Here is a 12,669-nt window from a genome sequence, read left to right on the forward strand (position 1 = left end):
GATCCTTAATTGATCAACATTGCGTCCGAGACTGCTTTTAACCTGTTGTTTTTTTTAATTACTCTTTTGTAATTTTTCGTTAATCAGTTGAGTACGCTGGTTGGTTGCGCGGTTGCGGATTTCATGCATTACAAAGGTTAAAGCATCACGAGTCCAGGCTTGTCCTGACTGTGGATCATAATCATGGGGAAGGGCAATACCCTGTGGTGCATAAGCATCAATACCGGCTTGTTTAGAAGTCATAATGGTACGTAAGCTGTGCTCGTAAAAACCCACTACCAGGGTTTTTCCTAATTTATCTGCGCCGCCAGCCTGTTTTATAACTTCATCAGCAACACCTGTTGTACTTAAATAGATTACGGTACCGTCTGCAGCGATTACCGGATTGATTGAGGTTATAAATTCAGGATCAATACGATCACCGATAGACTGGGCAATTTCCCATTGTGCATAAACCGGTTTACCGGTTTTTTTATGCAGGTCGACAACAACGTCCGCTAATGCTTCATTCATCGGGCCGGGCTGCTGATTACCGTTGGCAGATAAACGGTTACCAAACGCATAAGCTAAAATTGAATCAGCCTGATTAAGAGCTAGAGGCTCGCCTTTCCAGGTTAATATTTCATTCATCAGAAATTCTGCAGTATAAGCTGCCACTTCTTTATTTTTAAGCTGCTCGGTCAGACGTGCTTCAATAGCACTTTGTAACTGTTCATCAGTAATATTATCAGAAGCAGCAAAAGCCGATGTACATGTTAGCGCAGCCGCCAGAACTAGAGACTTAAGTTTATTATTTTTCAAAATAATTCCTCATGATTAAATTCAGGGTAGTTGATCTGTTAAAGTTGTTTTTGCAGCGGTTTGCTGTTTATCAGGCAAAATTTAATCCTGCAAAATATTAACCCGTTTAGTTATATCGCTTAATAAAGTCTGCTGCTTTATATTTACATTTAGTTACATCTTACTGTGAAGTGAAACATTGTTTGCTGTTTTTACAGAGGTTTTGTACGCCGCTTTTTTGTTTGTGCCTGTTGACAAGTACGGCGGGACTTAGTGCATTTTGTTTTATCTGCTTAACAGCCGCTGTGTTAAGATAGCCGCCAGTTACTCCCGGTATAAGCACGGGATCTTCTGTATTATTAAGGGGTATAAATATGAATTACTTACCTTGTGTGGAGGTGGAGCCTTCAACTGCAGCTTCAGCTTCGGTTATCTGGCTGCACGGCCTTGGTGCTGACGGTCATGATTTTGAGGCCGTTGTTCCAGAGCTGGCCTTACCGTCAAATCTGCCGGTACGTTTTATCTTTCCGCATTCACCAAGCATTCCTGTCACTATTAACGGCGGCATGATTATGCCGGCCTGGTACGACGTTGCTGATTTAAGTATTGATCGTAAAGTAGATATTAAGCAGTTAAGAGCATCGGCAGATGCTGTACAGAAGTTAATTGATCGTGAAATTGAGCGCGGCATAAAACCTGAGCGTATTATTCTTGCAGGTTTTTCACAGGGCGGTGCTGTTGCTTATCAGGCTGCTTTAACCTATAAGCAAGCCTTAGGAGGGCTGCTGGTCCTGTCGACTTATTTTGCGACTAAGGATACTATCTGTATTCATGAAACAAATAAAAGCATCAACATCGCAGTGATGCACGGCAGTGAAGATACCGTGGTCAGTCCGCTGTTAGGTGAACGGGCGGTTCAGGATTTACAGGCTGCCGGTTTTACACCGCAATATAAAAGTTATGCGATGGCACACGCTGTCTGCGCAGAGCAGATCGCAGATATAGCGGCCTGGTTAGAAGCACGTTTATCAGAATAACAAAACAAGACAACAAAACAGGATTTAAAAATGGCAAGACAAGTAACTTACATATATAAAAAACAGCGCAAGACGATTCAATTTTCGTTTAATGAATATCACGATATGTATGAAGCAGCCGCTGCTGCTGAAGGGATTGATTTAACCAGCTTTTTAGCAATGGAAAAACAGCTGGCAATGAGCTGCCGCGGGCAGGGCATAATGAAAAATCATCGCAAAACTGAATTTACCAGGATGGGATTTGGTGAAATAAAATTTGTACGTGACGAAGAAAAATAGCCGCAAGTATAACTCTGGATAAAGACAAAAAGTATGAGTGAAGCTGCTGTAACACGTAAAATGAATGCATCTGAAAGTGAGTTTATAAACAGCTTACTGCAGTCGATGCCGAACGGCCGCAGGCGTTTATTAAAAGCAGCGCTCAACACTGCGGTTTTCTGGCTGCTGTCGATGCTGGCTTTTGGGCTTGCCTGGCTGGTGCTGACCTGGGCTGTCGGTTTGTTTTCTACATTAGAGATCGGCCTTAACAGCAGTTACGGGGTGTGGATTAAATACAGCGGTGTGTTTATCTGTGCTTTTTATGCTTTATCTGTAACCTTGAAATGGCTGCAGGAGTGGCCGGATCATCGTGGTGCTTTGTTAAAAGATAAAGCCGCTGGAGTGGTTATTGATGAACATTATCAGGTTGCTGAAGTTAAGCGTTTTAAAGAGCCGCAGTACGGCGGACTTATCTATTTTCTGCAGATGTCCGATAAAAAAGTACTGGTTGTATACGATTATGAAAGTCAGACAGAGCAGGGCAGTACTTTTACGGTTAAAAGTTCTCTGCAGATAAGCCGGGCACCTGCCAGCGGTTATTATATAAAACAGAGTTTTTCCGGAGCTGTTGTCGCGCCGTGCGCTACATTTGCTTTAAGCATTGCACCGGATTTATGGCCGGAGCCGGATTCATGGTGTGATATTGCCTGGCATGAGCTGGAAAGCAGATTATCAACCTCTTAAAATGAAAACAGATGCTTAACCCTAAGGGAAGCATCTGTTTTTTTGTCCTGCTGTAATTATAAACTCGGCAGGATATTTTCCGGCATTAGTTTGTTATGTGAGGCTTCTAAAATAAGCTGATTAGCTTTAGCGATATCCGGTGCAAAATAGCGGTCCTTATCGTAGAAATCAACCCGTCCGCGCAGCTCTGCTTTGCCCTGTTCAATCAGCCCCGATGATTTCAGCGGTGCTCTGAAATCCAGCCCTTGAGCCGCCGCTAACAGTTCAACTGCTAAAATGCCGCGCGTATTCTCCGCCATATCCTTTAATCGCCTTCCGGCAAAGGTTGCCATGGATACATGATCTTCCTGATTAGCTGAAGTCGGCAGGCTGTCAACACTTGCCGGATGCGCCAGGGACTTATTTTCACTGGCAAGGGCGGCCGCTGTTACCTGGGCAATCATAAAACCGGAATTAACACCGCCGTTATTAACTAAAAACGGCGGCAGTTTACTTAAACCGCTGTCAATTAATAACGCCATTCTGCGCTCCGATAAACTGCCGATTTCTGCAATCGCTAAGGCTAAATTATCACTGGCCATAGCAATCGGCTCTGCGTGGAAATTACCCGCAGAAATAATGTCGCCGTCATCGGCAAAAACCAGCGGGTTATCAGATACTGAATTTGCTTCTATTTCAAAAATTGAAGCCGCATTACGGATCTGCTGCAGGCAGGCGCCCATTACCTGAGGCTGACAGCGCAGCGAGTAGGGATCCTGTACTTTTTCACATTTGGTATGCGACTCACCAAGTTCACTGGCTTTATCAAGAATATGACGATAAACCTGGGCTGCATCCATCTGTGACTGATGGCCGCGAACCTGATGCACACGCGGATCAAAGGGACGGCGGCTGCCGAGCGCCGCTTCCACTGTCATGGCGCCGCAAAGTGATGCTGAGGCAAACAGATCTTCAGCGGCAAACAGGCCCTCAAGGCCAAAAGCACAGGAAGCCTGCGTACCGTTAAGCAGCGCCAGACCTTCTTTTGGCGCAAGTGTAACAGCCTGTAGTCCGGCAATTTCCAGTGCCAGCTGTCCGGATATAACTTTGCCCTGATAACGTGCTTCACCTTCGCCGAGCAGTATAGTGCTCATATGTGCAAGCGGTGCTAAATCCCCGGAGGCGCCGACTGACCCTTTTTTAGGTACACAGGGATAAACCTGGGCATTAACCAGCTGTATTAAAGCTTCAATCACAGCTAAGCGTATGCCGGAAAAGCCGCGTGCCAGACTGTTGATTTTCAGCACCATCATCAGACGCACGGTTTCATCATTCATGAACTCACCAATGCCGGCAGCATGGGAAAGCACAATACTGCGCTGCAGGGTTTCCAGATCTTCCGGTGCAATACGGGTATTGGCTAATAACCCGAACCCGGTATTAATGCCGTAAGCGACGCGGTTTTCAGCAATGACCTGATTAACAATTTCTGTGCTGGCGTTAATATCGTTTACACAGGCTGGATCTAAGCTTAATTTTACCGGCGAACGGCTGATCTGACGAAGCTGCGCGAGTGTTAAAAAACCAGGTTTTATATTTAATTCGACCATCTATTTCTCCAAATCAGCTGGTTATTCAGCATCTAACATAGGTAAATCTAACTTCTCATTACGTGCGCACTGCTTAGCAGTATCATAACCAGCATCGGCGTGGCGCATAACACCGGTGGCAGGATCGTTTCTTAATACCCGGCCGATACGTCGATGCGCATCGTCACTGCCGTCACAGACAATAACCATGCCGGAGTGCTGTGAAAAGCCCATGCCGACACCGCCGCCGTGGTGCAGTGATACCCAGGTTGCGCCGCTGGCGGTATTTAATAATGCATTCAGCAGCGGCCAGTCGGAGACTGCATCTGAGCCGTCCTTCATCGCTTCTGTTTCACGGTTCGGGCTGGCGACTGAGCCTGAATCGAGATGGTCGCGGCCGATTACAATCGGTGCTTTCAGTTCGCCGTTTTTAACCATCTGGTTAAAAGCCAGTCCTAAACGCTGCCTGTCTTTAAGGCCCACCCAGCAGATTCGTGCCGGCAGTCCCTGGAACTGAATATGCTCACGGGCCATATCTAACCAGTTATGCAGATTCGGGTTGTCCGGGATTAACTCTTTTACTTTCTGATCGGTTTTGTAAATATCCTCAGGATCACCTGAAAGAGCGGCCCAGCGGAACGGACCAATTCCTTCACAGAACAGCGGGCGGATATAAGCAGGTACAAAGCCCGGGAAATCAAAGGCATTTTCTATACCCTGTTCAAACGCCATCTGACGGATATTGTTGCCGTAATCAACGGTTGCTGAGCCGGAAGACTGCAGATCCAGCATTGCCTGCACCTGCACCGCCATCGATTCCTTAGCGGCCCTGATCACGGCAGCTTCATCTTTAAGGCGCATCTCGGCCGCCTGCTCCATGGTCCAGCCCTGCGGCAGATAACCGTTTAAGGGGTCGTGTGCCGAGGTCTGATCGGTAACGATATCCGGGCTGATGCCGCGTTTAACCAGCTCCGGGAAAATATCTGCAGCATTGCCGAGCAGTCCGACGGAGGTTGGTTTTCCGGTGCTGACTGCTGTGTCGATAATAGCCAGCGCCTGATCTAACGTTGTCGCCTTGTGTTCTACATAACCGGTGCGTAAGCGGTAATCGATACGCGACTCGTCACATTCAACGGCAATCATGGAAAATCCGGCCATAGTGGCCGCCAGCGGCTGTGCACCGCCCATACCGCCTAAACCGCCGGTCAGTATCCAGCGGCCCTGCGCTCTGCTCTTAAAATGCTGAGCCGCCATAGCTGCAAAAGTTTCATAGGTGCCCTGGACTATGCCCTGTGAACCTATATAAATCCAGGAGCCGGCAGTCATCTGCCCGTACATCATCAGCCCTTGTTTATCGAGTTTGTTAAAATGCTCCCAGTTAGCCCAGTGCGGTACTAAATTAGAGTTGGCAATCAGCACTCGCGGCGCGTCTTTATGGGTGGGAAAGACACCAACAGGTTTACCGGACTGCACCAGTAAAGTCTCGTCATCACCTAAACGTTTAAGTACCTCGACAATTTTGTCATAACTCTGCCAGTCACGCGCAGCCCGGCCGATTCCGCCGTACACAACCAGAGCATGCGGGTGTTCAGCAACATCGGGATGCAGATTATTCATCAGCATGCGCAGCGGTGCTTCTGTCAACCAGGAGCGGGCATTTAATTTTGTTCCCTGCGGGGCAATAATTGTGCGGGATGTATCTAAACGTTTATTGTTCATTGTGCTTCCTTTTAGACCTGTAAATTAAGATAAAGCGGGCGAATGAAAAAATCGCTTAATCGAGCATCGAGTGAGATATCTGCCAGGCAAGGCGGGCGGCCAGGCGGGCAGTCTGGTTATCGATATCAAAGTTGGGGTTATATTCAGTTAAATCTGCGAGCAGAAGCTTGTTTTCTCCGGCTGAATTTTCAGCATTTAAGATCGGCTGAATCAGGCTTTCGATTATTTCAACGGATACCCCCCGGGCTGCCGGCGCGCTGACACCGGGAGCTGCTGCTGCAGGGAAAACATCCATATCTATGGTCAGGTAGAGGTAATCGCAGCCGTCGATAAACTGCAGCAGTTCTGTTGTGCGTTTATCCAGCTGCTGAGTGACCAGCTGATGATCTTCGCGATAGAAAACCTGCAGCTGCTGTGCGCAGTTAAATAATGCCTGAGTATTACTAGCACGACTTACTCCCAGGCAGGCGTATTGAAAAGGCCAGCCTAACAGCTGACAGTGATCGGCAATCTGCCTAAACGGGGTGCCGGAACTGCCTGGATAGTGATTATTATCTTTTGAGTAACTGCGCAGATCAAAGTGTGCATCAAAATTGATAATGCCGATTTTAGGTGTCTTGACTTTGTTGTGCAGATGTCGGGCTAATCCTTGAAAAGAGCCCCATGCTGTTTCGTGTCCGCCGCCGAAGATTAACACTTTGCTCTGCTGCTCAAGTGCTGTGTAAATATGATCTGCCAGTTCTTTCTGACTGGCTTCCAGATCGTGATCCCGGCAGAGAATATTGCCGCCGTCATAAAGCGGGGAGGGATTATTCAAATGCCAGGCAGTATTGGCCAGCGCTTTGCGGATAAGATCCGGCGCCCGTGCTGCACCGATACGGCCTTTATTGCGCAGCACACCTTGATCGCAGCAGAAACCAAGTATAACCATACCTGGCTGGTCATTCGATGCCCGATCAGCATTAATTACTTTAACCGTCTGATGAAAACGTCTGCCGGCTTCACCGTCCTCGTGGTCAACTCGCCCCTGCCAGAGGTTAGGGCTGGTGGGCTGATATAAATGCTTAGTTGTATTGCTGTCAGTCATTACAGAGCTCTCCATTAATAATACGCTGAGCCAATAAGGATGTGCCGATTTCGTAGCTAAGCTGCGCTGGATGTTCAATATTCCACAGGCACAGATCTGCATCAAAGCCGACTTTAATCTGTCCGCGCTGCTTTTCTAAACCTAGTGCCTTGGCCGCATTGCAGGTAACCCCGCGCAGCGTCTCCTGCGGCGTTAAATTAAACAGCGTACAGCCCATATTCATAATCATTGATAAAGATGCGATGGGTGAGGTACCGGGATTAAAGTCCGTGGCTAACGCCATGGGCACCTTGAATTTTCGCAGCAGATCTACCGGCGGCAGGCGGGTTTCCCGTAAAAAATAAAAAGCGCCCGGCAGCAGGGTGGCTACCGTGCCGTTTTCAGCCAGTACTTCGACACCTTTTTGATCCAGATATTCAATATGATCAACTGAGGACGCACCCATTTCGGCGGCTAAGATACTGCCGCCCATATTGCTTAACTGCTCAGTATGACCTTTAATACCTAAACCATATTTTAAAGCACTGCTGAATACACGTTTGCTCTGCTCCAGATTAAACCCTATGCCTTCACAGAAAACATCAACATAATCCACTAACTGAGCTTCCACTGCCGCCGGAATAATGCTGATGCAGACATAATCTATATAACTGTCGGCATCACTAATATATTCAGGCGGTACAGCATGCGCCGCCAGCAGGGTAGTGCTGACTTTTATGTCGGCATACAGCTCAAGCTGTTTAGCCGCCCGCAGTATTTTCAGTTCACTCTCAAGTGTTAAGCCGTAACCAGATTTGATTTCGACGGTAGTGACTCCGTCGCGGATTAGTCCGGATAAACGCCTTAGGGATTTTTCAATAAGTTCCTGTTCAGAAGCCTCGCGGGTAGCATGTACCGTTGCCATAATACCGCCGCCGCAGCGGGCAATCTCCTGGTAGGAAAGACCGTTTAAACGCTGTTCAAATTCGCCGGCACGATTACCGGCAAAGATCAGGTGAGTATGGCAGTCGATAAGACCCGGAGTGACCAGCTTAGCGGCGCAGTCCAGCACCTGTTCAAATACTCTGTCCGGCATCTGCTTCATGGGACCTATTTGAGAAATTTTACCGCCGCTGAGCGCGATAAACTGATCCTGCTGAACCTGGTAGCCTGAATCGCCAGTTTCCATTGTTACAATAGATGCATTTGTCAGCAGTAAATTCATAATACTCTCGCCTGTTTAAATGTATATACAATTAAATAAATGATATACCAGTAAAGCACAAGTTATATGTTAAAAAATTGTGAGCAAGTTCGTTTTGAGTGTGCCAAAGGCTGCAGAAAAGGCAAAAAAATAGCGAATAAGAGTTAGATAAAAAGTGTTTAAACTTGAGCGGTAAGGCTTAATTTATATTTATCGCCTGGATGATAAAGCAGTGCAACACTGATCAGGTTTTCTCTGCTCCAGGTTCTGCGGTTAAGCAGCAGGCAAGGTGTATGGCTGTTTAACTGTAATTGTTTCTGAATGTGCGCCGCGGGCAGTACAGCCTCAACAGTATGTTCAATGGAGCTGAGCGGGCAGTTTTTAGTCAGATATTCATTGGGAGTCGCCTGCTTAAAATCCTGTTTGATATAATCCGGTGCAAATTCAGGATTAACCCAGCGCAGTTCCATCTGCAGTGCTGTATCATCTTCCATGTGTATGATTTCACTGAAATAAACGCAGGTGTCAATTTTTACACCTAAGCGCATCGCTATATCATTATCGGCCCGTACTATGGCCTGAGTTAATATCCGGCTGCTGTAGACTTTACCGCGCTGGCGAATTTCATCGGCAATATTTCGGATATCACTGAGCGGGGAGTCGACCTTTCTGCTGCACACAAAAGTACCTAAACGCGGCGCTCTTTCTAACAGGCCGGCGGTTACCAGATCGCGTATGGCTTTATTAACCGTCATACGGCTTACTGCAAACTGTCTGGTTAGTTCAATTTCAGTGGGGATTTTTGTGCCGGGGGCCCAGACATTGGTGCTGATTTTTTCATTGATAAAGTCTCGGATTTGTATGTAACGCGGAGATTTATTCATCAGCCTGCCTGTAATAAAAAGTCTGTTGTAATTGACTATACAAATGATCGCTCAGTTAAGCGAATAAAGCAAGTGCCGGATGCTTACTGACTGCTGTTTGCTGTCAGGTTTTTCAACAAGTGCTACTATTTAAGTGACTGAGCATATTCCTATGGACAGGATGAATAAAATGCAGCTGAAAATCAGACAGCCCGTTTTGTTACTGTTAGCACTTTTATTTCTGGCTTGCTGCTCTTCTTCGCAAGAGTCAGCTGTTCAGCCAGAGACTGTCCGCGTCCCGCCGCATCATGAAAATATTATCGATTCAGAAAACTTTCTGGTATTCGGCAGGGTCCTGGATAAGAACGATGATTACGCAAAACTGGCAAAAGCGGCGGTCGCATACCCAGATAAGTTTGCCGCACACCAATATGCTGACAGTATGTTCTTTAAAGCGGGCGCTAGTCATTACGGCCTGCATCTTCCTGAAGGACGTTATACCATTGTTATATATGCCGATATTAATGGTGATGGTCATCTCAGTCAGTCTGAGGCTGTTGGTCAGAGAAAAATCATCTTAAGTAAAACCAGTTTTCAGAAACAGGTGCAGACTCATGTGGATATCCATTTAACCGCTGCTTATGCGGCCGAGTACCCGCTGAGCATAATGGTACCTGAAATACCTGAGTCGCTTTTCTTCCCCGCCGGCAGTATACGCAGTCTGGATGATCTGATTTTTGAGCAGGAAATTGCCACATTAGGTATTTATAATCCGGCTGCTTTTATGGATATAGCCTCGGGGTTGTTTTATGCCCTTGAAGAAGAATCCATTTATAAAATACCGGTAATTTTTGTGCATGGAACGGGAGAAACAGCAAAGACCTTTGCACATATTATCAGTCACCTGGACAGGGACCGCTATCAGCCGTGGTTTTTTTATTATCCCTCCGGGGTTTATCTGGAACAGCTGGCTGCGCTGTTTTATAAAATCTATTTATCCGGAACGATTATTGCCAAGGGAGATACGCCTCTGATTGTGGTAGCTCACCGAGCAGGAGCTGTTATTGTCCGGCAGGCTGTAAATCACTATCAAAACAGAACGCTGGAAAATAAAGTTAAGCTTGTGGTGACTATTAATGATCCCCTGGCGGATGATCCTCTGCTTAACCGCGGTGAAAAATCCGCCATGAGTCTGTTATCGGCATGGGATAATTTACATCGAGATCCAGATCTGCTTAAAAATATCTATCAAAAACCCTTACCAGAGTTTGTCAGTGAGCAGGTCTTTTATGAGCTCCCTGCGCAGAATACAGACAGCTTGTTGAATAGATCTGTGTATACTCAGCGCTTTGCTTTTAACAGCGGTTATACCCCCCTTATTGAAAATGAAGAAATGATCACTTCTCTTATGCGCAGCTTGAATCAGGTAAAAAATCCTTATCCGCAGGCACATATACAGCACCTTGCCAGAGGCGGCTATGATGTGAATTTAAGCAGCCAGTATGATCCCTTTACTCAGTATATTATTCACTCTATGGGCAAATATATTATTGCTTTGGCGCATGGAATTATTGAGCCTAATAACCCGGATCAGGTGCATTTTGTGCGTGTCGTTAAAGGTGAGGAAACAGCTGCAAGTATTGTTGAAATGGGCTTAATTAAGTTTATGCGTGAATATTCAGAAATAATCGATGCCGACAGTGATTTTGATAATTAAAGGTTAGCGCAGCGGTAAAAGCGTGCACTTCAGCATTAAAGCGCACATTTTTTAACTTATTAACTATGTTTCTTTTGACCAGCTGCGGATTGTTTTAATCTCATCACTGCCGATACTCAAAGATTCAAGAAACTCCTGATGGGCATCCGGCTCCATTTTTTCAAACTGTTTATGCCAGTTGCGCATGTCCTGTTCATTAAGACCGGCGGCTTTCATTATTTCTACCCAGCGTTGTTTATTTACCATATTGTGCTCCTGTTGTGTCGGCTGTTCTAACAGCATAACTATCGCTTTCTGCTGCCGGCGCAGTTTCTGGATCTCTTTTTCTAGAGAATTAAACTGGCCGCGCAGAATATGCTCTTGTGTTTTATCGTCTGTCCGGTCAAGCAGAGTTTTCATGTTTGCTATAGTTACCCCGAAAGAGCGGTAAGCTAAAATTGCTTCGAGCCTTTTAATCTCTTTATCACCGTACCAGCGGTAACCGTTCTCTGAACGGCAGCTCGGCAGAAGTAAACCGGCACGTTCGTAATAGAGAATGGTGGTGCGTGATAGGTGATATTGTTTAGCCAGCTGGGTAACTGTGTACATATAATAAACCTCTTTTTAACCGGTCTCTATTCTCAACCCTATACCAGTAGACGGGTCAACAGATAATTTATCTATAGAATATTTCAAATTCTGCAGTATGTACGGCTGTTTGCTAATAAATTATGCTAACCTCTTGGTTTTTACTGCTTACTTGGGGAATATATGGATCTTATTAAACTATCGCATATCAGCATGAAGCATCTGATCACCCTGCATATAATGTTAGATACCCTGAGCGTGACGAGCAGTGCAGAGCGTTTATGTGTCAGCCCCTCTTCAGTAAGTAAAATCCTCAGTCAGCTGCGTGAAAATTTAAATGACGAATTGTTTTATCGTCATGGAAATAAGCTGGTAGCGACTCCTCTGGCAAGGCGTTTAGGACCGTCGGTGCATCAGATAATCAATGATATGAATCAGATTATTACTCAGGAAGCTTTTGAACCTTCGCGTTATACCGGCCGTTTTTCTTTAGCAATGCGTGAAAGTACCTTTGAATTATTCGCGACAAATTTAATAGCACAAGTGTTAGCACAGGCACCCAATATCCGTCTGGATATCTGCTCAAAAGACAGTATCGGTTTTGAGGGGCTGGTTAAAGGCAGATTAGATTTTATTATTTTACCGCATGACGGCAGTCAGCAGCCCGATACCCATAATAAACTGGTCTGGGAAACTTTAATTGAGGATCATATGGTCTGTCTGATGAATCCCGAACATCCGCTGGCAGCTAAAACAGATTCGCAGTTTAGTCTGGATGACTACCTAAACTACGGGCATATTGCTATTACCGACAGCGATTTGAATATTCCATTTTTTGAGATGCAGCTGGCTCAGCAGAACAGAAAACGTAATGTGGTTATATCCGTGCCTGATTTTGGCGGAGCTGCTGTGATGTGTCAGCATAGTGATCTGCTGTTTACCTGTTCGCAGCGCTGGGCAAAAAGTGCTTTTCAGGCAAAAGGTCTAGTGGCTAAAGCACTGCCTTTTAATTACGGTAATATCGCTTACAGCCTGGTTTGGCATCAGCCGAGTATGAATGATCCTGCCCACCGCTGGTTATATCAGCAGATCCTGAAATGCTGCTGTGATCAGCCGCCGGAAAGCTAAGGTTAGTGACACAAGGGG

The 12,669-nt window shown here is 46.1% G+C and carries 12 protein-coding genes; 5 read left to right on the forward strand and 7 right to left on the reverse strand.

Translation table 11 applies throughout. The annotated features are described in order from the left end of the window. Positions 1-54: 54 nt before the first annotated feature. Complete coding sequence (locus tag G337_RS0124385) at positions 55-801, reverse strand: hypothetical protein (protein ID WP_028866168.1); 747 nt, start codon at positions 799-801, stop codon at positions 55-57. Between the two features lie 353 nt (positions 802-1,154). Here G337_RS0124385 and G337_RS0124390 point away from each other — a divergent pair, with 353 nt between their 5' ends. From G337_RS0124390 to G337_RS0124400, 3 genes are read left to right on the forward strand one after another with little or no spacing between them, the layout of a single operon-like run. After that, positions 1,155-1,817, forward strand: coding sequence for an alpha/beta hydrolase (locus G337_RS0124390; RefSeq protein ID WP_028866169.1), 663 nt, complete (start codon positions 1,155-1,157; stop codon positions 1,815-1,817). Between the two features lie 30 nt (positions 1,818-1,847). Then, on the forward strand, positions 1,848-2,096 hold the full coding sequence (locus tag G337_RS0124395; protein ID WP_028866170.1) for a DUF2960 domain-containing protein: 249 nt from the start codon (positions 1,848-1,850) through the stop codon (positions 2,094-2,096). Positions 2,097-2,129: 33 nt separating this feature from the next. Next, entirely contained in the window at positions 2,130-2,819 is a 690-nt protein-coding gene (locus tag G337_RS0124400; RefSeq protein ID WP_028866171.1) for a hypothetical protein, read from the forward strand. A 56-nt stretch (positions 2,820-2,875) separates the two neighbouring features. Here the strand turns inward: G337_RS0124400 and hutH are convergent, their stop codons facing one another. The 5 genes from hutH to hutC all read right to left on the reverse strand — a co-directional run bounded on the left by hutH (position 2,876) and on the right by hutC (position 9,260). Next, positions 2,876-4,408 carry a histidine ammonia-lyase gene (gene hutH / locus G337_RS0124405; RefSeq protein ID WP_028866172.1) on the reverse strand — a complete coding sequence of 511 codons (1,533 nt, stop codon included), beginning with the start codon at positions 4,406-4,408 and terminating at the stop codon, positions 2,876-2,878. 21 nt (positions 4,409-4,429) lie between these two features. Beyond that, entirely contained in the window at positions 4,430-6,106 is a 1,677-nt protein-coding gene (gene hutU, locus G337_RS0124410) for a urocanate hydratase (RefSeq protein WP_028866173.1), read from the reverse strand. Positions 6,107-6,161: 55 nt separating this feature from the next. Further along, the gene (hutG, locus tag G337_RS0124415) at positions 6,162-7,193 is read right to left on the reverse strand and encodes a formimidoylglutamase (protein ID WP_051303594.1); all 1,032 of its coding nucleotides are present in this window, start codon (positions 7,191-7,193) and stop codon (positions 6,162-6,164) included. Beyond that, on the reverse strand, positions 7,186-8,397 hold the full coding sequence (hutI, locus tag G337_RS0124420; protein WP_028866175.1) for an imidazolonepropionase: 1,212 nt from the start codon (positions 8,395-8,397) through the stop codon (positions 7,186-7,188). The genes hutG and hutI overlap by 8 nt, the downstream gene beginning before the upstream one ends. Before the next feature lie 158 nt (positions 8,398-8,555). Beyond that, entirely contained in the window at positions 8,556-9,260 is a 705-nt protein-coding gene (hutC, locus tag G337_RS0124425; RefSeq protein ID WP_028866176.1) for a histidine utilization transcriptional repressor HutC, read from the reverse strand. Between the two features lie 169 nt (positions 9,261-9,429). Between hutC and G337_RS0124430 the strand changes: the two genes are divergently transcribed. Next, entirely contained in the window at positions 9,430-10,956 is a 1,527-nt protein-coding gene (locus tag G337_RS0124430) for a hypothetical protein (protein ID WP_051303596.1), read from the forward strand. A gap of 63 nt (positions 10,957-11,019) precedes the next feature. On the opposite strand, the gene G337_RS0124435 is transcribed toward G337_RS0124430, so the two are convergent. Continuing rightward, positions 11,020-11,544, reverse strand: coding sequence for a MerR family transcriptional regulator (locus tag G337_RS0124435; protein ID WP_028866178.1), 525 nt, complete (start codon positions 11,542-11,544; stop codon positions 11,020-11,022). Between the two features lie 162 nt (positions 11,545-11,706). On the opposite strand from G337_RS0124435, the gene G337_RS0124440 reads away from it, so the two are divergent. Then, complete coding sequence (locus tag G337_RS0124440) at positions 11,707-12,651, forward strand: LysR family transcriptional regulator (protein WP_028866179.1); 945 nt, start codon at positions 11,707-11,709, stop codon at positions 12,649-12,651. Positions 12,652-12,669 lie beyond the last annotated feature (18 nt).

It is taken from the genome of Psychromonas aquimarina ATCC BAA-1526, assembly GCF_000428725.1.
Taxonomy (GTDB): domain Bacteria; phylum Pseudomonadota; class Gammaproteobacteria; order Enterobacterales; family Psychromonadaceae; genus Psychromonas; species Psychromonas aquimarina.

Coding starts and splice junctions, on each gene's coding strand:
- G337_RS0124390 (WP_028866169.1), top strand. CDS start 1,155: ATGAATTACTTACCTTGTGTGGAGGTGGAGCCTTCAACTGCAGCTTCA.
- G337_RS0124395 (WP_028866170.1), top strand. CDS start 1,848: ATGGCAAGACAAGTAACTTACATATATAAAAAACAGCGCAAGACGATT.
- G337_RS0124400 (WP_028866171.1), top strand. CDS start 2,130: ATGAGTGAAGCTGCTGTAACACGTAAAATGAATGCATCTGAAAGTGAG.
- hutH (WP_028866172.1), bottom strand. CDS start 4,408: ATGGTCGAATTAAATATAAAACCTGGTTTTTTAACACTCGCGCAGCTT.
- hutU (WP_028866173.1), bottom strand. CDS start 6,106: ATGAACAATAAACGTTTAGATACATCCCGCACAATTATTGCCCCGCAG.
- hutG (WP_051303594.1), bottom strand. CDS start 7,193: ATGACTGACAGCAATACAACTAAGCATTTATATCAGCCCACCAGCCCT.
- hutI (WP_028866175.1), bottom strand. CDS start 8,397: ATGAATTTACTGCTGACAAATGCATCTATTGTAACAATGGAAACTGGC.
- hutC (WP_028866176.1), bottom strand. CDS start 9,260: ATGAATAAATCTCCGCGTTACATACAAATCCGAGACTTTATCAATGAA.
- G337_RS0124430 (WP_051303596.1), top strand. CDS start 9,430: ATGCAGCTGAAAATCAGACAGCCCGTTTTGTTACTGTTAGCACTTTTA.
- G337_RS0124435 (WP_028866178.1), bottom strand. CDS start 11,544: ATGTACACAGTTACCCAGCTGGCTAAACAATATCACCTATCACGCACC.
- G337_RS0124440 (WP_028866179.1), top strand. CDS start 11,707: ATGGATCTTATTAAACTATCGCATATCAGCATGAAGCATCTGATCACC.